Origin of the sequence: Rhizobium rhododendri, assembly GCF_007000325.2 — a bacterium.
In the GTDB taxonomy this organism is placed as follows: Bacteria; Pseudomonadota; Alphaproteobacteria; order Rhizobiales; family Rhizobiaceae; genus Rhizobium; species Rhizobium rhododendri.
The window spans coordinates 1,026,909-1,047,802 of sequence record NZ_CP117268.1 but is presented as its reverse complement, the minus strand read 5'-3'; the positions used below and the strand labels follow the sequence as shown (position 1 = coordinate 1,047,802).

Genomic DNA, 20,894 nt, shown 5'->3' with positions numbered 1-20,894 from the left:
AGACAGCCGACGTTACAGCATACCAAACGGGGGCAGGAGTTGCTACCGATAGCCAGTCGAGGCACCTTTCTCGGCGAAAGCTTGGGTCTTGGGCGCAGCGGTCTATAGCGCCGGACAGGTCGAACGCTGTTCCGGCGTAGCGGGCATCGCAGCGTAAAGTTGCTCATTCGCCTCCATAACAATGCTGGCGACTAGTGAGGATGCGCTATCGATGTTCCTAAGTTGCCGCGTTTATGGAGGCATAGTCGCCGCTGAACTTCTGGTCAAAGCAACGTTTCCCGGTCATGGAGACTTTGAAGCTGTCATGCGGGATACGAGACGTCTGCGCAGCAGCTAACCTTCCGCGCAGTGAGAATGATCGCTGGCACTCCCGGTCAGAGAGTGCTACGCCCTTTTCAAGGGGCAGCCATTTGGCGACGATCCCGGTGAAGGAATCCAAAAATGGCTGATACGAATTTTCGTCCGCTGCACGACCGCGTCGTTGTGCGCCGTGTTGAGGCTGAAGCCAAAACCAAGGGCGGCATCATCATTCCGGACACTGCCAAGGAAAAGCCGCAGGAAGGCGAAATCGTCGCTGTCGGCAGCGGCACGCGCGACGATAAGGGCATGCTCATTGCGCTCGACGTCAAGTCCGGCGACCGCATTCTGTTTGGCAAGTGGTCCGGCACCGAAGTCAAGCTCAACGGCGAGGACCTTCTCGTCATGAAGGAAGCCGATATCATGGGCGTCATCGGCTGATCTGAGCCGCTTTCTTTTTTCATTTCTTTTTTAAAGACCATTGAGCGATACGCTCGGAGTTTCTTCCTATGGCTGCTAAACAAATCAAATTCGGTCGCGACGCACGCGAAAAGCTCCTGCGCGGCGTCGACATCCTCGCTGACGCAGTAAAGGTCACGCTTGGTCCTAAGGGCCGCAACGTCATCATCGACAAATCCTATGGTTCACCGCGCATTACTAAGGATGGCGTAACGGTTGCCAAGGAAATCGAACTCGAAGACAAGTTCGAAAACATGGGCGCCCAGATGGTCCGCGAAGTTGCTTCGAAGACCAACGACATCGCCGGTGACGGCACCACGACTGCAACCGTTCTGGCCCAGGCCATCGTCCGCGAAGGCGGCAAGGCTGTTGCTGCCGGCATGAACCCGATGGACCTGAAGCGCGGCATCGATCTTGCCGTTGCCGAAGTCGTCAAGGACATCGTCTCCAAGGCCAAGAAGATCAGCACTTCGGACGAAGTGGCCCAGGTCGGCACGATCTCTGCCAACGGCGAAAAGGAAATCGGCCAGTACATCGCTGAAGCGATGCAGAAGGTCGGCAATGAAGGCGTCATCACAGTTGAAGAAGCAAAGACTGCCGAAACCGAACTCGAAGTCGTCGAAGGCATGCAGTTCGACCGCGGCTACCTCTCGCCTTACTTCGTGACCAATCCAGAAAAGATGGTTGCCGAACTGGAAGACGCTTACATTCTCCTTCATGAGAAGAAGCTCTCCAACCTGCAGGCAATGCTGCCGGTTCTCGAAGCTGTCGTCCAGACCGGCAAGCCGCTCCTCATCATCTCTGAAGATGTCGAAGGCGAAGCTCTTGCAACGCTCGTCGTCAACAAGCTGCGCGGCGGCCTGAAGATTGCTGCTGTCAAGGCTCCTGGCTTCGGCGATCGCCGCAAGGCAATGCTCGAAGACATCGCCATCCTGACGGGCGGCACTGTGATCTCCGAAGATATCGGCATCAAGCTCGAGTCGGTTACGCTCGAAATGCTCGGCCGCGCCAAGAAGATCTCGATCACCAAGGAAAACACGACGATCGTCGACGGTTCGGGCCAGAAGTCCGACATCGAAGGCCGCGTCGCGCAGATCAAGGCCCAGATCGAAGAAACCACGTCTGATTACGACCGCGAAAAGCTGCAGGAACGTCTTGCCAAGCTCGCTGGCGGCGTTGCCGTCATCCGCGTTGGCGGTGCGACCGAAGTTGAAGTCAAGGAAAAGAAGGACCGTATCGACGACGCGCTGAACGCAACGCGCGCTGCCGTACAGGAAGGCATCGTCCCCGGCGGCGGTACGGCACTTCTGCGCGCATCTGTCGTCCTCAACATCAAGGGCGCCAACGACGACCAGACGGCCGGCATCAACATCATCCGCAAGGCTCTGCAGTCGCTGGTTCGCCAGATCGCAGAAAATGCTGGTGACGAAGGCTCGATCATCGTCGGCAAGATCCTCGAAAGCAACACCGACAACTACGGCTACAACGCCCAGACCGGCGAATATGGCGACATGATCGCCATGGGTATCGTCGACCCGGTCAAGGTTGTCCGTACGGCTCTGCAGAACGCAGCCTCGGTTGCCTCGCTGCTGATCACCACCGAAGCCATGATTGCCGAAGTGCCGAAGAAGGACTTGGCTGGCGGCGGCGGAATGCCAGACATGGGCGGAATGATGTGATCATTCGATCGGTTAGATAGTGGGACCACAAGGGAGAGACATGGAGACATGCTCTCTCCCTTTATTTTGAGCGATACAGGGCGATGTGTGAGACGACACTGAATAGCTAAGCCTGTTGAAACGGGAGAAGTGAGATTGGACTGAGTGCCCCTTCGAAATGCTCAGAAGGTTTAAACCCGCAACCGGGCGAACCCAGATCAATTCGGATGTCATAATGGTGCGTTCCATAATTTAACATTGAGCCCGGCGATGCGATAAGGGTTTTTGCCTAGGGCCGCCAGATCAGAAATACAATTTCGTCTGGGGGCATACGCTCATCCGGCGTACTGCTGGTCCGTGCCATGATCCATCCAATCGACCACCTTGCCGTCTAGGGCTTCGGCGATAGCGATGTGCGTCATCGCATTGCTTGCCGTTGCGCCATGCCAATGCTTTTCGCCAGGCGGAAACCAGACGATGTCGCCCGCCCGGATATTTTTGATGGGGCCACCCTGGCGCTGAACAAGGCCGACGCCGCTGACGACGATAAGGGTCTGGCCCAGCGGATGGGCATGCCATGCAGTGCGGGCGCCGGCTTCGAATGTGACTGTCACTCCACCAACCCGCGCATCGCCTGTGCCGTAAAACGGAGCGTCGATGCGAACGGTCCCCGTAAACCATTCGGAGGGGCCTTTAATGGAGGCATCCGAACCGTTCCTCTTGATTTCCATCTTTCCTTCTTCCAATTTTATCTATGCCGTTACGGCAGCATTATTTGATGAGTGCCAATTTATTGGATTTCGGACTGTGCGTATAGGTGGTAAAAACCGCATGCAGTCATAAGGAAAACCGATAAATGGCGCGGACGAACACTGCTACGGTTGGACAGCCAGTTATTGCGCATGAACTGCCAGATGTTTTCGACGGGGTTCAAACCGGGCGACAATCCGTGAACACTACGGCCTGGTCGAACTTCAAGGGCGCTGGTGAAAGTAGGCAGCCACGACCGGACGTATGATTGCCACCCGCCTAGAGCTTGGACAGCGACTTGAAAGGGAATATGGCCACCCAAAGCCCGTCAACCTCGCCGGTGGGCGGTTCGCATCAACGCGTTCCAATGGTCTTGGCGACACGGCTCCTGCCGCTCCTTCGGGGTGACGTAGGAATTCCACACTCGGTTAACTTACAGCGCCTCAGCACCGGCAGTCGAACCCCACAATGCGAACCAGCTCGGATGCATAATCATCAGTGGTTGACCGCGGTAATCACCTGTTCAAACAGACAAAAATAGACAAAATACGCATATAAATATACATAGTGTGAATATTGATATTAGATTTCTACTTATACAATCGAATTAAGGAAACTTTATACTGTCGACTTCATCATAATTGGTAGAGAAGGCGCACGTGGAACACAGACAATGTGCGCGGCCGCATTCAGGCAGAGAATGCATTTCGCATGCGATGGAGCCAACTGGACCCGTCAACATTGGAGCTCGTGATGAAATTGAACCTTTTCGCCGGCAGTACTGAAGCGACAGCTGTGCTCCATGCACTGAGCAAGTGTCTAGCAATCATCGAATTCAAACTCGACGGTACGATCATCACGGCCAACGAGAATTTCTGTCAGGTCCTAGGATATCAGTTGTCGGAGATTGTCGGAAAGCATCACTGCATCTTCGTCGATCCCACAGAGGTCAGTACCCAAGAATACAAGGAGTTCTGGACGAGGCTCGCAAGAGGAGAATTTGATCGCCGCCAATACAAGCGCATCTCTAAAGGTGGTCGAGAGATCTGGATTGAGGCTTCCTACAATCCGGTCTTCAGGCGCGGAAAGCCATATAAGGTCGTGAAGTTTGCGACGGATGTCACTGAGCAGAAGCTCAGAGCCACGGAAGATAAAGGTAAGCTCGATGCGATCTCTAGGGCGCAAGCGGTCATAGAGTTCACGCCCAGCGGTGACATTCTAACGGCGAACGAGAATTTCTTGAAAACCCTCGGCTATAAACTGGCGGAAGTGCAGGGCAAGCACCACTCAATGTTTTGCGAACCCAGTTACACCAACAGCGACGACTATCGCCATTTCTGGTCGAAATTGGCAGCAGGCGAGTTCGTCTCAGATGAATTCCTGCGCATCGGAAAGGGAGGACGGCGCGTCTATATCCAAGCGTCGTATAATCCGATCTTTGATATGAACGGCAGAGTTTTCAAAGTAGTCAAATTTGCATCAGACGTCTCAGAGCGCGTAAATAACGTCGAGCAATTGGCGGGTGCCCTGCAAGCCATGTCTGCCGGAGACCTTACGCAGGAAATCCCATCACCTTTTATTCCTACATTGGAGAAACTACGGAGCGACTTCAACGAGACGTCATCTAAGCTCCGCACGACACTTCAAACAATTTTGGAAAACGCCGGGGCAATTGCTGCAGCGTCGCAGCAGATCCAGTCCGCCTCCAATGATCTGTCCAGGCGGACTGAACAGCAGGCGGCTTCGGTTGAACAGACAGCCGCTGCCTTGGAGGAGATTACCACCACCGTAGCGGACTCAAGCCATCGAGCTCAGGAAGCAGGCAATCTTGTACGCCGGACTAAAGAACATGCTGAAATTTCTGGAAACGTTGTCAATCAGGCTGTCGACGCGATGGGGAAGATAGAGAAATCGGCGGGTGAGATTGCCAATATCATCGTTGTTATTGACGAGATCGCGTTCCAGACAAACTTGCTGGCTCTAAACGCAGGTGTCGAGGCCGCGCGCGCTGGCGATGCTGGCAAGGGCTTTGCTGTTGTTGCCCAAGAAGTACGCGAGCTAGCTCAACGCTCAGCTAAAGCTGCCAAGGAAATAAAAGACCTGATTAGGACGTCGGACGCGCACGTCAAGAATGGCGTCGGCCTGGTGGCTGATACTGGCAATGCCTTGCGAGAGATCGTAACTCAGGTTGTCCAGGTTGATGGAAATGTCAAAGCCATTGTGGAAAGCTCAAAAGAACAAGCAACGGGCCTGAAGGAAATCAATATTGCGGTCAACACTATGGACCAGGGAACGCAGCAGAATGCAGCAATGGTCGAACAGACGACAGCCGCGGCGCACAGCCTCGCAAGGGAGGCTGAACAACTATTCGACCTTTTGGGGCAGTTCAATATCGGTACCGCTGCTAAGAGCCACCGTCCGCCACTCGCAGCGGCAACACAGATATCGCGACCAGCAATATCGCCTGCGCGCCAGATGACAGTCAAAATTGCAAAGGCCTTTTCTGGAAATTCTGCGCTTAATTCAGATCGTAGTTGGGAGGAATTCTGACTCCTCGGGCAGGCTGGCAGAAATCCGATCTTTAAACTTAATTTGCTCAAGCGAACAACATAGCCGGGAGCTTACACACGTGAGCTAAGCAGGAGTAAATTTGCCCTCTCATTACCTTATGAAGGATGAATGACAACAATGGCAACGATAATTCCCTTTCCGCGCTCAAGCGAAAGTGACAGACCTCTGAATGTAAAGTCCAACACCTTCGACCCTGCCTTAAAAGATTTTGCGAGCCTGGTCGATGATTTTCAAGACAACCTGACTTCGATTCGAGCGCATTTCTTAGTATTACAAAATAAATTCGATTTAATCGTCGCGGCGGAAAAAGATGCTCAAGCGAATTAGTCCCGAAAGAGTTCGCCCTGGCATGTTTGTTGAAGCTGTAGAAGGCGTATGGCTGAATGCGCCATCTTTGGCACGTCGTTTCATGGTCTATAATGAAAATGAGGCTAACGTTCTTAGAACGAGCAAAGTGAGCGCAGTTTTTATCAATACCGCGTTGGGCTTGGACATGGGCCGCCCCGACTGCGAATCAGAGGCGGCGATCTCCGCCTCCGTTGTGGTGACACACAATTTGACCACCAAAGCGATGAGTTCTCGCTACCTTAGAGAGCTACGATCGGCGTTAAAGACACTCAATGAAACCACAACACTTCTGCAGAACGTCTTCGAAAACGCAAGAGATAGCGGCGACGTAAAATACGAAGATGTGGCTACGATCGTGAGCAAGATTGCAACGTCGATGGAGCGGAATCCCTCGATCTTGGTCGGTATTTCGAGGCTAAAGGCTAAAGATGACATAACATATATTCACTCGATCGCCGTTTCTGCATTGATGATAAGGTTCGCCCGCTACCTCAAGCTCCCTGAGGACAAGGTTCATGTTTTGGGCGTGAGTGGTCTGGTCCACGATATAGGAAAGATAAAGATACCGACTGAAATTCTTAGTAAGCCAGCGTCTTTGACCGATACGGAAATGAGCTTGATGCGAGACCATCCTTCTATCGGACATAAGATGCTTTCGCGACAAAGCAGCATGCCGGATTTAGTTCTCGATGTTTGCTTACACCATCATGAGCGGATAGACGGTACAGGCTACCCTTTGGGGTTAAGTGGGAAGCAAATCAGCCTTGAAGCTCGGATGGCGACAATCTGCGACGTCTACGATGCCGTCACCTCAGTAAGACCATACAGAGCTCCATGGTTAGCTTCTGAGGCAGCATCATGGATGCTGGAAAAGACTGGTTATTTTGACCGAAGGCTCCTATTGCTGTTTCTACATGGGGCAATGCGCACCTAGTAATGGTCTGGCGCTCGGTCCCTGGCGACAAGCAAGTAGGGCGAAGGACTCGAAACGACGATCGCGCGTGCGGATTCGTTAATGTACGAGTGTTGGCAAGATTTACGAAGGCCGGCCGATACTGCGCTTTCCGAGTCAAGACTCCTGTAAACATCATGGGAGTCGGCAAGGGCTCTCCGTATAAACCCATCAATAGGGCACATGATTTCGAACAATGTTTTATCAATCAGTCCTTCTCCGTGACGCTTTAAGCAGGTTCCATTTAAGCTTCTATCTGGAAGGTCAGCAACATTTCTATCTTCGTGCTCGGTGTCGTCGTGATTGATACCCTGTTCAGCTGTATTCAAAAGGCGATCAACATGCTTTTCGCTGCGCGGCGCACCACGTACGAAGCATTACAAGCCATCAGGAAGAATCTAGAATCGCTAAATATAACCAATACCTTAGCAGCAGTGTCGGTCTGCATTTCTTCCCAGAGTTGGGCCGACATTTGTGTCCTCAAGCAGGATTGGATTGAATTGTGCCTAATTTATAAGTTGATTGGTCCAAAAACCGCTTCGATCGCTGCTTTCATCCTTTCGATTGTAAAGGGTTTAGCAAGGACGTTATTGGCGCCGAGTGCGGCTGCTTTCATAACGAGCGCTCGGTCACCTTGTGAAGTGAGCATGAGAAAGGCGGCTTTTTTGGTGCGAGGATTATTGCGAACCGCCGCTAGGAGCCCTAGGCCATCCATTTTTGGCATGTTGAAATCTGAAATTACCAAATGGTGCGGCTGCTGCGCCATAATTCTTGCACCTTGCTCGCCATCAACCGCTACGGTGATTTGTTGAAAGCCCAGTTGTTGCAGGGCATCGCCCAGCAAAACACGGCTGGTGAATTGATCATCGACTATCAAGACCTTCACTCTTTCCGCAATGGACATATATTTTTCCTTCTTCACGTCAAAAGCGTACTTCGCAGACAACGCTGCTAGTGACGGATGTGCTTCACGCTTGAGGCACTTCAAAAAATGAGAGATGGCTATCATACCGTCCGCCAACGTGAAGTATGTGATTTCCCTTGTTGCGAGTTGGAGGAACTGGGGGAGCCAGCCTTGTTGCACGCTCTTCCTTTTTACCGTGAAAATGTTTGATTTCGGTCGGACGGGAGGGCGGGAAAGTCAAGCCATCTACCGGGAACGGTATTTCAGCTTCTCCGAACGCCAACGGGATGAAAGGTGGAAACCGGAAACCGGAAATGGCAAGCTCCATTTGTTCTCCTTTGTGAAAAATCATCGCCATCGGAGATAGGGCAACTACAACTTGAACCACCTCATTGGGAGTAAGTCTCAATTCGCGATGCATTGCCAGTATTGGATTAACATCGGTCGATCGTTCTGGGTCGAGTTCACGGTAGCTAACCCTCAAAAGGCCTGAGCAGGCGTTGCCGTCCGGGGGGCCTGGAAGCAATTCTTTCAGCCGCTTCACCAAAGATGGACGTTTGCGCACTGAAACCGCGATATCCATGTCATCAGACCCCTGAGCTTCCACCCAAATCCGCAGCGTCATGTAGCCGCTGATTTCCGTGTCCCGATCGAATTCGAAAACGAATTTCGTAAGGCCGCCATCAGCATCGTGGGAGACGGAATTCTCGGATGCCATGGGCTCAAGCGCCAGCGTATCGCGCTGGAGAAACAGTTTTTTCTTCACGGCTCTGTCCGGTGGGAAGCTTGTCTCTGCCCGATCGACGATGTCCTCTCCCCCTGGGTCGAGCACAGCCATCCGAATGACCGGTGTTGACGGCCAGCCGTTATCGATAGCTTTTGCGTAGTGATCAAAAAAGCGGCGCAGATCCTCGACATGTGCGGGATCGTAATAGTCTGTCCATTCCTGAGTATTATGGATCCTCAGCCATTTCTTCGACGTTCCAATATGTCGCCAGGCGTCGAACGTGCCGACAGTATGTGCCATATTGGTGTAGCTGGCGACAATATATGCTGGTACGTCGATCCGCTCGACCCTGGCTCGCCGGTCGTGCCAGTACGCATTCATGAACGGATTGTCGAGCAGGTTTCGGCTTTGATCTTCAATGTACCCAGTGCCTGCAAGCGACTGGGCAATAATCTCGCCGAACACCATCGACACCGGTATGCCGGGCGCAGGGCTCTGCTCTACGAGCCCCTCCCACGGCGCAATTGCCACAAGGTGGGGCGGGCGCTCGGCAGCAGTAAACCATTGCGACACAGCGAGCCAGGAGTTGCCCGACATGACCACTTTGCCGCTACACCAGGGTTGCTCTGCAGTCCATTCGATGAAATCGTAACCGTCTTCTGCAAGTTGGCGGCCCCAATAGTTGATGTTTCCTTGCGACATTAAAGCGCCACGGGGATCAGGATTTACGACGGCGTATCCATGCTGGCACCAATAGGCAGGGTCAGCTCCTTCGAACCTCTGCAGCTCGGAGACAAGGCTCAACGCGACACCTTGGCGACTCGGAAGATCATCAAGCCACTGGCCGCCGAGTTCTTTGCCATAAGGGCTCCAACTAAAGATTGCTGGTACTTTTTGATCGCCGACGGGCCGAAAGATATCAGTATAAATCGTCGTACCGTCACGAAGCTTCATCGCCACGTCCCGTTCAAAGACGATGTCAACGGGCAATGGCTTCGCGCCTTCACGACGGATGGTCCCAGCCTTCAACGTCCATTTGCCTGGATTGAAACCAAGATACCGTGCCCTCGGCGCTGTGGGGGGGAGTAGCTTACGGTACTTGAGTGGAAATAATCCGTCCGGAGAATCCGGTGTGGGATAAACTTTGGTAGGGATTACCACGAAATCTGGTTCTGCTGCGCAAACCTTATCGATTCCCGTCAGTCGTTCTGAAAGAGATACAACAGTTATCCAAGCTGCTATTCGTGATGCGCTTGCTAGGAGTTTGCGGCGAGAAATGAATAAAGTCACCTTGTTTATCCTTTCAATCGACTGAAGCGGCGATGTACATCATTGCTTATCGAGGCAATCAGCATTATAGACAGAGCTCTATCATTATAGATGACCTCTATCAACACTAAATCGGGAGAGCGGGTTGCAGGAGTTAATGGGAGATGAAAAGAATTCAGAATTCTCGCCGCCCCTTGGCTATCTATTGCGACAGGCCGCGGCGGCTCATCGACTAAAAATGGATCGCGCGCTTGCCGACCTCGGGATCACACCGCCGCAACTACTTGTAATGACGCTAATTGCCAACAACCCCGGCAGCTCTAACGCCGACATTGCTCGGCTAGCGTCACTGACGACACCGACCGTGACCGTTATCCTCAAAAATCTTGCCGTTCGAGGAGTGTTTCATACGAAAAGACATCGAATTGACAAGCGCATCAAATTGCTACAATTGAGCAAGGACGGCGAAGTCATTTTGGCGGAATGTCGAAAGCGAGCCGTGATTGTCGAAAAAGAATTAGAGTCGCAGTTGGTGCCTGCTGACATCAACGTAATTAAGAAGTGGCTACAATCGGCTTCGGACGCGGAGCCACTGAGCGATTGCTAACAAGCAACGGAAAGTACCGATGGCTGTGAAACGTCACTACATCACGCGCCGCGACACGATCAGTTCCGGCCGCGATCGCCAGCTCTGGTCATCCGTTAAACGCCGCCGACGCCCACTGTCGACAGTCTCCACCCGGCTGAAACGCACCGAGTTATCGCTTGTGACACCGCGAAAGTACTGTCTATATAGACAGAAAATCCCCACGATCACGCAAATCCTCTGATCGGATGAGCGCGGTGACAAATGCTTGCGTTCAATTGCAACTCCAGTATTGGCGCGCAAATAGCTAGCCTGCCAACAGCGAGGTTTATTGATGATAGACGTCAGGCAAAGCCTCGTCACAATTTGCTTTTCAATTGAAGCGGCGTCACCCCGAAAGCACTCTGAAATTCGGAGCTAAACCTATGAACATTTGTAAAATGCCAAAGTCGAGCGACCTCTTTGACAGACAGAGTGGGATCAGCCATCAGCGACCGCCGCGCGCCGTCCAACCTTAGTTGCCTTTCATACTGACTGATCGTCATGCCAACGAACTGCCGAAAACCATATTGCAGACCGCGTAGACTAACACCACAAATATTTGCTAACTGGTCGACTGTGTGTTCCTGATGTGGGCATTCTCTCATGTATTCGATAGCGCGCCTTACGTGCCGGGGCGCTACAGTTACGTAGGGTTGCGAGAGACTGTCCGAAAAATTGTGTGGCCAAGCCTCAAGCACAAGATCGACGATGGCATTCGACATCTGCTTTGCAGCAATTGGTGTCTGGTCTATCATGGATCCGAACGCGCTTTCTGACAGGAACGCATTGATTGCCGCGATGCTGTGGATTTTGCCGCTGCCTCTATCCACAACAGATTCAAATGTCACGGCAGCGGTTATCGGTCGGTCCAGAAGCAGGGACAGGCGCTCGATGATCAGTACTCGGTCAACAGATAGCGTGGAATTCCGTAATCCCGAACAAAATCTTATGCTCTGGATTGACTCTCCAAACGATGCGGTTGCGAAGTTGGCGTTGGTTTCGAGAGGATATCTTCCCGCTCGGATTTGAACATCGCCGGAGGCAGGAAACATGAAAAAAAACGACGGCGCCTTATTCTCTATGGCAATTTCGAAGCCGGCCTTGAATTCGGTGGTATTGAAATCGATGCCCGGCAGCCGTCCGAAGACCCCTTTCATGTGAATGGTTCCGTCGAGGTGATCGGGCTCGACATGGCATGGAGAATACCTCCTGGCAAAAAACTCTGCGACTTCCCCTGCGTCGCGGTTAACGAACGACAGGACGGAAGATGCCACTTTGTTCATATCAGTTTACCAAGAAAAGCAGACATCAAAGATAGATCGCAACACAAGACAGACCCACGATCGCGGGTATTCTCTGGATCGCAGATTGGACATATACGAACTCTTGTTTAAAGGCCGAATTTTCATTTCTCACAGGATAATTGTCAGTCAGGATGGGATCCTTTCGATGAAAACCTTTATTTACAGCATATTTTCCACAGTACTATTCAAATCCTCCTCATGCCGCAGAGCAACAATGAACAACTAGCCCATCCGCAGTGGCCGATGGACATAAACTTACAGGACTGGTCAACGATCTGGTTCCAGGAAGCGCATCAATGCTTCACAATGTAGCCCCTCAATCGGGGAGACCACTGGGAGATCAGAATATACGAATTGGTATGGATCCGTCAAAGAGTGTTTTCATCTGCATGGGGTGAACCCTGACGAACAACGAATCTTGCGCAGAAAGCTTTCGCGACAGCATGCTTGAGCTCGCAAAGACGGGCGGTTTCGAGGCGCGCACATGGTGGCGAACTGGGAATGGTTACACTTCTATGGCGACATCAACTGAATTGTTGCCTCCTGGTCTACGGGACGAGCGGCTGGATGACGTGGGCCGCCCGGGCACTGGGCAGCTATTTCACCTCAATTTCCCGCGCAAGGTATTGCAAACTTGTAGCCTTAAAAGTTGGCTTTCGGGCGGACAAGGAATCCACAAAACGAAGCCGCTATACAGTCTGCGCATATAAAAGGAGGGAGCTTCTCAAATTATATTTTTATTAAAAACTTCAACTAATAGTGTCTCTTATAAGATTAGATTTACGCCTTCGACTTCTATTCGCAGATACAGTCTATCGAATTTGAGGGCCCTGTAAGGATCTGTCTCAATATAATTCCATATTAGATCGGTTTCAGAACTATGGTCGCCAAAACCTCAATCTATCGAGAGGCCAAGATGCAGCAAAACTAACGAAATTCTCATTTTCCTCTTTGGCATAAGAGGCGTATTTTTACGTGAATCTCCCCTGTAAGACATAAGTGCAAGTCTTCATGATAAAATTCGAGCGCAAGCGCATGAAAAAGAACGAGTTTCACCGTAGCTATTGACGCGAGGTTGCTCACCCAATCGACAGGTATTCAACCTGTCGCAATAGTTGAAGCCTTGCAATCTGCGCGATTAGAAGTTGCGCAGAAGAATCTCTGGATTCCAATCTATTGACCCGTCTTGAATGCCTACCGTGGGTTGGCACGCGAGTGAAACTTAGTCTGTTTAATTGACGCGAGACCAAGTCTCTTCCTGCCAGTCCTTCACCAACAGCACAACGAACCATTCCGTATAAAGGTATACGATCGTGAAACGACCTACTATCAAAACTGCCTTACCTTCCGTTCTTCTGCTGATGGGCCTCATCTTTGTGGGCTTCGCCACCTATGCCGTGAACCAACTGGAGGCGATCAATGGGAATGTTGCCGATATCGCCGGTAACTGGCTCCCTAGTGTGACTGCATCAATGGGCATGAACGTCGCGCTGGGTGACATGCGCGTGGCATATAGAGATGATGTATTGTTCACGTCTAAGGAAGAGATCGCTAAGGCAGAAGCGGCGATAGCAGCAGCGTCAACGGACTTTCTCGATGCCAAAGCGCGTTATGAGAGCTATCCGATGACCGATCCTGAAGTGGCAGCGATAAAAGAAATTACTGAGACGTTTGGCCAGTATCAAAGTGCCGGGCGGGATTTTATCATCGCATCGAAGGCAAACAATGACGCACAGGCAACCTCACTTCTTTATCAGAAAATGAATCCTCTTGGTTCTGCAATCGGCGATGACATCGATTTTCTTGTCAATTTGAACGCGAAAGGCGCAGCAAAATCCTTCAAGGACAGTCAATCTGCCTACAGCACCACGTTAACGATCACCTACATCGCTATTGCGGTGGCGCTTTTGATCATCGGCGCGTCGATCTATTTCGCCTTCTTCGGGATAGCGCGTCCGATACAGGCTATTACTCGCTCCATGACACACCTTGCCGCCGGCGACACTTCCACGGAAATTCCTTTCGCAGGGCGCGCCGACGAGATCGGCGAGATGGCAGGCGCGGTAGAAGTCTTCCGTCAGGCAGCCGTGAGCAACAAGCGCCTGGAACAAGAAGCCGAAGCCAGTCGTCTGCAATCGGAAAGCGACCGAGTTCGTCTAACGGAGGAAGCGGAAGCGGCGGCTCAGCAGCGCCTTCATGAAGCGACCGCAGGTCTAGCATCCGGTCTGCGTCGGCTGGCGGCTGGCGAACTTGATTTCCAGCTCAACAGTGCCTTTGCACCGGACTTCGAAGCCTTGCGTCATGATCTGAATGGTGCGATCACACAATTGGGTGAAACGCTGCGGGCCGTCGCTCACGCCGCTACGCAGATCGATAGCGGCTCGCGCGAGATCAGCCAAGGTACTGAAGACTTGTCGAAGCGTACCGAGCAGCAAGCTGCCTCGCTGGAAGAGACGGCAGCTGCTTTGGATGAGATCACGGTCAATGTCTCGAACTCATCAAAACGCGCTGAAGAAGCAAGAGGCGTCGCTGGGCAAGCAAATACAAGTGCTGCCCACTCTGGCAAGGTGGTCGCCGATGCTGTCGGTGCGATGCAGAAAATCGAGCAGTCCTCCAACCAGGTCTCAAACATCATCGGTGTCATCGACGAGATTGCGTTCCAGACCAATCTTCTAGCGCTCAATGCAGGTGTCGAAGCCGCCCGTGCTGGGGATGCAGGCAAAGGCTTTGCTGTCGTCGCGCAAGAGGTGCGGGAACTTGCACAACGGTCTGCCCAGGCTGCAAAGGAGATCAAGGAGCTGATACGCAATTCGTCCGTCGAAGTCCAAAGCGGCGTCAGGCTGGTCAGCGAGACCGGAGAGGCGCTGAAGACCATCGAAAGCTTTATTGTCACTGTGAACCAGCATATGGATGCAATTGCCACTTCCGCACGCGAACAAGCAGTCGCTCTTGCCGAGGTCAACACCGCCGTCAACCAAATGGACCAGGTGACCCAACAAAACGCTGCCATGGTTGAAGAGAGCAATGCAGCAAGTGCCAGGCTTGCTGGCGAATCCCGGGGTCTTCGCGAACTGCTCAGTCAATTTCAGCTCGGCGGCAACATGGCATCGCAGACTGCGGTGCTTCGGCAAACAGCCTCGGCCATGGCTGCACCTCGGCGCGCTTCGCCTTCAACAAACCGGGCGGCTTTGCGCGGCAGCCTCGCTTTGAAATCTGAAGCATGGGAGGAATTTTGATGCTCGGTTCTGGTAGCAAAAGCCTTAGTGCAGGCGAGACACTGGAGATCATTGCTTTCCGCTTGCACGATCAAGAGTTCTGCGTGCGCACGACGACCATCCGCGAGATTCGCGGATGGGGACCGGCGACGCCTGTTCCCCGTGCACCTGCCGAGGTTTTGGGTGTGATGAATTTGCGTGGAACAGTCATCCCGATAATCGATCTGGCAATGAAGCTCGGGATGCGCGCCACAGAGCCGAACGAACGCAGCGCGATTGTCGTCGCGGAGGTCAATGGCATGGCAATGGGGCTGGTCGTCGATGGGGTTTCTGACATTCTGACAATCGCTTCATCCTTGCTGCAACCGGTCCCCGAGATGGGCGCGTCTGCATCAGCTGATTGTTCGGACGGGATTATTACCCGGGAGAGCGGAATGATCTGCTTTCTCAATCTCGAGCGGATGCTTCAAGTGACGACTGTAGAAAATCAGATTGCGGCGTAGCTACCGCGTTCACTGCCATTAGCACCGCCGCTAAATTTCGTCAGATAGGTTGAATTTCTCGTGGGAAAAGAGTCATGCCGCAGTGCAGGGATACCGATCCGCACGTCATAGAGAGCCGGATTGTCATCCGGTAGCGAGGGTCCCGAAATGAGCTTCTTGATGACCGGCTCCAACAGCGATGCCATCGTCTCCTGTCTAGACAGATCCCAGGCTATCATAGAATTCCGCATGGACGGAACCATCCTGCGGGCCAATGCAAATTTCTGCTCTGCATTGGGCTATGAGCCATCGGAGATAGTCGGCAGGCATCATCGTATCTTCGTCGATCCGGTAGAGGTGGTCTCTCGGGAATATCAGCAGCTTTGGGAGAGCCTGCGGCGCGGGGAATTCCAACGCCGCCAATTCAGGCGCATAGCCAAGAGCGGCAAGGAAATCTGGATTGAGGCATCTTACAACCCGGTGCTGAAACGAGGACGCCCTTTCAAGGTGATCAAATTCGCCACAGACATCACCGCTTCAAAGCTAAGGTCGATGGACGACGCGGGCATTATTACCGCACTGCAAAACACCCAAGCTGTGATTCAATTCAATCCCTTGGGGGAAATCCTCGACGCAAACGATAACTTCTGTAATGCGCTCGGCTACAACATCTCGGAAATCCTAGGAAAACACCACAGAATGTTCTGCCCTGCAGACTATGCGAATTCCGAAGACTATCGCCAGTTCTGGCAAAAATTGGGCCGAGGCGAATCGTTCGCAAATGAATTTCTGCGAATTGGCAAGGGCGGCAAGGAAGTCTGGATCCAGGCAGCCTATAACCCGATCATCGACACAAATGGTAAGGTCTGCAAGGTAGTTAAAATCGCAACCGACGTCACCGAGCGGATGGGAGCTTTGTCATCCGTGGCGGGTGCATTGAAGGCGCTTGCCAACGGTAACCTGATGCAGAACCTTGAAAAGCCATTCGTACCAACAATGGAGGCGCTTCGCCAGGATTTGAATGAGGCGATCGCTAAACTGCGGTCTGCGATGCAATCCGTCGGACACAACGCAAAGGTTATTGCATGCGGATCGCGCGAGATCCGGATCTTTGCAGACGAACTGGCCCGACGCACCGAACGGCAGGCTGCAGCGGTCGAACAGACCGCAGCAGCACTTGAAGAGATTACCAGTACGGTGTTGGATTCGAACCGACGCGCGGATGAAGCTAGGTCATTGGTCGCCTCCGCTAGTACGGATGCCGAGCGCTCCGGTCTCATCGTTAAGAAAGCGATCGTAGCGATGGGCGAAATCGAGGGTTCCTCTCAGAAGATCTCCAACATTATCGGTGTTATCGACGACATTGCCTTTCAGACGAACCTTCTTGCCCTCAATGCTGGCGTTGAGGCCGCGCGTGCCGGAGAGTCCGGCAAGGGGTTTGCTGTCGTTGCCCAGGAAGTCCGCGAACTGGCGCAACGCTCCGCCAAGGCCGCCAAGGAGATCAAAATTTTGATCAACGCGTCTGGCGAACACGTCAAGCGCGGTGTCACATTTGTCGGGGAAACGAGCAAATCGTTGACGTCGATTGTTGGCCAAGTCAAGGAGATTGACCGCGAGGTTGAGGCGATCGTCAAAGCCTCGAAAGAGCAAGCCATTAGCCTCAAGGAAATCAATCAGTCTGTCAATATGGTGGATCAGGCCAACCAGCAAAACGCGGCATTGGTGGCAGAGTCAACTGCTGCTAGCTATGGTCTGGCGCAGGAAGCGCAGGCACTGTTCGGCTTACTTGGCCAGTTCCAGGCCGAACTTCCAACGAATAACCCCGCCGTGCAACCAGACAATACAGCATTCCACCAGCAGCATCGCCTGCTCGCGCTTTGATGACGAGGCTGAAAATGGAAATGCCCCCGAAGCCAGCAAGCCCTGCAGAAAAGAAGGAAGAATTCTGAGCTGGCATCGGCGGCACGGCCAATTGGAAAAAAGTCAAAGCAGCACGTCACAATGCAAGGACTTTTGGGCGTTTCTCCGATAGCTCGGCAGGTAACCGAATTTCAAAAATTTTTTGCCGACGTTAAGAACATACGTGCCTCGACGAAACTCAAGCTGTTCACCCGAAATTTGCCTATTCTGATGCGAAGCCGGCAAGACATTTCGAATTCGTGCCAGCGACGATTTCGGCGTGTATGCTGCTAGTCGCGTGGTCAAGCATGAGTTGTTTGCGCAGGGGTGAAGAAAGTTTGCTTTCGCGTGCTCTCGCCGGATAACTCGTTCCGTTACCCGTTACCCGTTACCCGTTACCCGTTACCCGTTACGCGTTACCCGTTATCCGTAAGCCGCAGCATTTGTCGTATATATTGCATGGTCAGCTTTCCTTTTGCATGGCATGTATCCCCTCATGGATATCGAGGCGATACATACCAAGGTTGCCGACCTAGGAGAACTTGAGTGCCAGAGACTAGCCGAATAATGATCGGAATGGGGGCAGGTTTCTGAGCCGGATCCGCATTCGGACTTTTCTCCGAATTCAGGATGACCATGGGCACCAGATCGGGCAGTTTCTCCGCATTCATCTCTGCAAAGCTACTCGCATAGCGAATTTCGACGGTGAGGGAATTTATGGTGAGTTCCAGTCCAACTTTCCTATGGAAACCCTTTTTATATAACTCATTTGACGATCTGTCAGACTCTCATAGCGCAGTCTGGTCGAAATATACTGCGAGTGCTTCGCACCCATGTTTAGACCGAACTCCAATGAACGTCGCACTGCTGCAGCGCTGATCTTGCCGTCGAACTGCTTGTTTCCCGTCTTCGAACGCCGGCAGCTCTCGCCTCGGGTGCGGCGCTTACCAATCACGCAAAATCGTATCCGAATTATGCAGATTTTCAGAATACTAACGGCCGACTAACCTTTAATTTACGACGTGATCCCAAATATATATGCACCCTCTAATCTGGGAGTTTGCTGTGCGTTTCAGAGACCTATCGGTTTTGTCAAAAATCCTCGCCCTTCTAGTGCTGCTTGGGGCCGTTGCCGTCGGCGCCATGGCCCTGACCGGCGAAAGACTGAAGGAAACCGACCGTGCCTATGGCGATCTGATCGACGGCAAGGCGCGAGCGGCGGGCCTTTACGCTACTGCAAACCGCCAATTGGCGTGGACGGAACGATCGCTTCTTCAACTGATCTGGTCAACCGCGCAGGACACCAATGACCTCCACAAGGCAGAGTATATCGATGGAGCCAAAGCTTTCGAATCACTTCTCGTGGAGACAAGAACCCTTCTTCCGCAAGAGGCGAACGAAATCCAGGGGTTCGAACAACGCTTCCATGCCGCGTTCTCCGACGGTTGTGACAAGGCGATGTCGATGGGAGCGGCATCAACGACACTCGAAGGCAACGCCAAGGCGATGGCAGAAATGAATCGATCCTGCGCGCCTGAACTTGCTTTGCTCGCCAAGGACATCACGGCATCCTCCGCACTCTTGCTCAAGGATGTGGCGCTGGAAAAGACCGCAATCGGACATGCGACACACAACATGATCCTCTTGACATACGGGCTCGTTTTGGTCGGACTGGCTGTCGGGTTCGGCATTGCCGTGGTTGTAGCGCGAAGCGGCATAGCAAATCCGATACGGACGCTAATCAACGTTACCGAGACAATGGCGAAAGGCGTTTTCAACGTCACCGTTCCGGGCGTCGAACGGCGCGACGAACTGGGCGCGATGGCGCGTGCCGTCGAGGTGTTCCGTCAAGGGCTGGCAGAGACCGAAATGTTACGCTCGTCACGAGATCAGGCCACGGCAGCCGAGGCAAAACGCCTGGAAAAGCAGCGCATGGCGGAAGCGGAAGCTGCAGAACATCTCAGATTCGCCACATCAAATCTGGGAGACGGCCTAAAGCGGCTCGCCAGCGGCGACCTGTCGTTCCGACTGACGGATGCGTTCGCGCCAGATTTCGAAATGCTGCGTCATGACTTCAACCGCTCTCTTGAACAGCTTAGCACAACTCTGTCTCGGATATCCAGCTCCATTGCCACCTTGGACAGTGGAAGCCGCGAAATCGCCGACGGTGCAAACGATCTCTCCAAACGCACGGAACATCAAGCAGCGTCGCTGGAGGAAACGGCCGCTGCACTGGACGAGATTACCGCCAACGTCAGCAACTCGACCAAGCGAACGGAAGAAGCCCGCTCCGTCGCTGCGCAGGCCAATCAGTCGGCAATCAGGTCGGCGGAAGTGGTGACACAAGCTGAGGAAGCCATGCGAAAAATTGAGGAGAGCTCACAACAGATTTCCAATATTATTGGCGTTATCGATGATATAGCGTTCCAAACGAACCTTTTGGCCCTAAACGCCGGCGTCGAAGCCGCGCGCGCGGGCGATGCGGGAAGGGGATTTGCAGTAGTCGCGCAGGAAGTGCGCGAACTCGCTCAGCGCTCGGCCAACGCGGCAAAAGAGATAAAAAACTTGATCCAAAATTCCTCGACAGAAGTAGAAGGCGGGGTGAAGCTGGTGCGGGGTACTGGCGAAGCATTGAAGACAATTGCCGGGTACATTGCTCAAATCACGACTCAAGTTGAATCGATCGCGATATCGGCGAAGGAACAGTCAGTGGGTTTGGGGGAGGTCAACACTGCGGTCAACAGCATGGATCAAGTTACCCAACAAAACGCGGCCATGGTCGAGGAGTCGAACGCAGCCACATCGTCACTGGTGCAGGAAGCAGCCAAGTTGCGCGATCTCGTCGATCAGTTCGATCTCGGTAACGTTAGCGCTCCGCAGGCTTTCACGGTTAGAATGAACGGATCGGCCATGGCCGGAAGATCTCTCCACCGGTTGGAAAGCAGATAGCCGATCGGCTATTTGCGTGGTTTTTCCAAGAGCTGAAGATCTACACAGATCAACTTCGGCGGGCATTCTAAACGCCTAAATGCAAGGCGGCTCTCTGGCAGCAGGTTGCAGGACATGGGCAAGAGCACAAGTGTAAGGCTCAGAACCCCGATTTGTTGGGAGCGGATAATGCGTGGACAGCCTGCCTTTTGGGAATTGGATGATCGTTACGAGCGGCTGAGTGCCGTCGGCAATCCCACTGAGCCCGCCCGACATTTTAACGTGACACCACAGGCGGGCAATGAGGGCCTGGCATTCCCAGGAGCGGAACTGTGCATCCACCCGAGCCGGTTCTTGTCCTCGCTGGACTAGCGCCGGCGGCGTTCTACAGACGTGATCACTCCAATCGAATGCTTCGTCATAGGACTACTCCAACTGTTTGCGCTAGGACTTCCTATGTTCCCATCAACTTCGCAAGACGGCCTTCACCGGGGGCGCATACG

General features: G+C 52.9%; 14 protein-coding genes. 10 read left to right on the top strand and 4 right to left on the bottom strand.

What is annotated here, in order from left to right; translation table 11 throughout:
* Positions 1 to 441 precede the first annotated feature (441 nt).
* Both groES and groL read left to right on the top strand, forming a co-directional pair.
* Positions 442 to 738, top strand: a complete 297-nt coding sequence (gene groES, locus PR018_RS22585) for a co-chaperone GroES (protein ID WP_142831075.1) — start codon at positions 442 to 444, stop codon at positions 736 to 738.
* A 68-nt stretch (positions 739 to 806) separates the two neighbouring features.
* A complete protein-coding gene (gene groL / locus PR018_RS22580; RefSeq protein ID WP_142831076.1) occupies positions 807 to 2,435 on the top strand; it encodes a chaperonin GroEL in 1,629 nt (542 codons plus the stop codon).
* A 314-nt stretch (positions 2,436 to 2,749) separates the two neighbouring features.
* Here groL and PR018_RS22575 read toward each other — a convergent pair whose 3' ends face one another.
* Entirely contained in the window at positions 2,750 to 3,145 is a 396-nt protein-coding gene (locus PR018_RS22575) for a (R)-mandelonitrile lyase (protein ID WP_142831077.1), read from the bottom strand.
* A gap of 772 nt (positions 3,146 to 3,917) precedes the next feature.
* Here PR018_RS22575 and PR018_RS22570 point away from each other — a divergent pair.
* The 3 genes from PR018_RS22570 to PR018_RS22560 all read left to right on the top strand — a co-directional run bounded on the left by PR018_RS22570 (position 3,918) and on the right by PR018_RS22560 (position 7,017).
* On the top strand, positions 3,918 to 5,714 hold the full coding sequence (locus PR018_RS22570; RefSeq protein ID WP_142831078.1) for a methyl-accepting chemotaxis protein: 1,797 nt from the start codon (positions 3,918 to 3,920) through the stop codon (positions 5,712 to 5,714).
* Between the two features lie 129 nt (positions 5,715 to 5,843).
* Positions 5,844 to 6,062 carry a hypothetical protein gene (locus PR018_RS22565; RefSeq protein WP_142831079.1) on the top strand — a complete coding sequence of 73 codons (219 nt, stop codon included), beginning with the start codon at positions 5,844 to 5,846 and terminating at the stop codon, positions 6,060 to 6,062.
* 22 nt (positions 6,063 to 6,084) lie between these two features.
* Positions 6,085 to 7,017 (top strand): HD-GYP domain-containing protein, encoded by a 933-nt coding sequence (locus PR018_RS22560; protein ID WP_279621430.1) that lies wholly within the window; start codon positions 6,085 to 6,087, stop codon positions 7,015 to 7,017.
* A 529-nt stretch (positions 7,018 to 7,546) separates the two neighbouring features.
* On the opposite strand, the gene PR018_RS22555 is transcribed toward PR018_RS22560, so the two are convergent.
* Entirely contained in the window at positions 7,547 to 7,939 is a 393-nt protein-coding gene (locus tag PR018_RS22555) for a response regulator (RefSeq protein ID WP_142831118.1), read from the bottom strand.
* A gap of 64 nt (positions 7,940 to 8,003) precedes the next feature.
* Positions 8,004 to 9,695 carry a CocE/NonD family hydrolase gene (locus tag PR018_RS22550; RefSeq protein WP_202617180.1) on the bottom strand — a complete coding sequence of 564 codons (1,692 nt, stop codon included), beginning with the start codon at positions 9,693 to 9,695 and terminating at the stop codon, positions 8,004 to 8,006.
* A gap of 385 nt (positions 9,696 to 10,080) precedes the next feature.
* Between PR018_RS22550 and PR018_RS22545 the strand changes: the two genes are divergently transcribed.
* Positions 10,081 to 10,542 (top strand): MarR family winged helix-turn-helix transcriptional regulator, encoded by a 462-nt coding sequence (locus PR018_RS22545; RefSeq protein WP_244615410.1) that lies wholly within the window; start codon positions 10,081 to 10,083, stop codon positions 10,540 to 10,542.
* Positions 10,543 to 10,880: 338 nt separating this feature from the next.
* On the opposite strand, the gene PR018_RS22540 is transcribed toward PR018_RS22545, so the two are convergent.
* A complete protein-coding gene (locus tag PR018_RS22540; RefSeq protein WP_142831081.1) occupies positions 10,881 to 11,846 on the bottom strand; it encodes a helix-turn-helix transcriptional regulator in 966 nt (321 codons plus the stop codon).
* Between the two features lie 1,334 nt (positions 11,847 to 13,180).
* Between PR018_RS22540 and PR018_RS22535 the strand changes: the two genes are divergently transcribed.
* The 4 genes from PR018_RS22535 (at position 13,181) to PR018_RS22520 (ending at position 20,412) form a co-directional block, all read left to right on the top strand.
* Complete coding sequence (locus PR018_RS22535) at positions 13,181 to 15,103, top strand: methyl-accepting chemotaxis protein (RefSeq protein WP_142831082.1); 1,923 nt, start codon at positions 13,181 to 13,183, stop codon at positions 15,101 to 15,103.
* Positions 15,103 to 15,585 (top strand): chemotaxis protein CheW, encoded by a 483-nt coding sequence (locus PR018_RS22530; protein ID WP_142831083.1) that lies wholly within the window; start codon positions 15,103 to 15,105, stop codon positions 15,583 to 15,585. The genes PR018_RS22535 and PR018_RS22530 overlap by 1 nt, the downstream gene beginning before the upstream one ends.
* 159 nt (positions 15,586 to 15,744) lie before the next feature.
* Entirely contained in the window at positions 15,745 to 17,445 is a 1,701-nt protein-coding gene (locus tag PR018_RS22525) for a methyl-accepting chemotaxis protein (protein ID WP_142831084.1), read from the top strand.
* Positions 17,446 to 18,528: 1,083 nt separating this feature from the next.
* Positions 18,529 to 20,412 carry a methyl-accepting chemotaxis protein gene (locus PR018_RS22520; protein ID WP_244615411.1) on the top strand — a complete coding sequence of 628 codons (1,884 nt, stop codon included), beginning with the start codon at positions 18,529 to 18,531 and terminating at the stop codon, positions 20,410 to 20,412.
* Positions 20,413 to 20,894 lie beyond the last annotated feature (482 nt).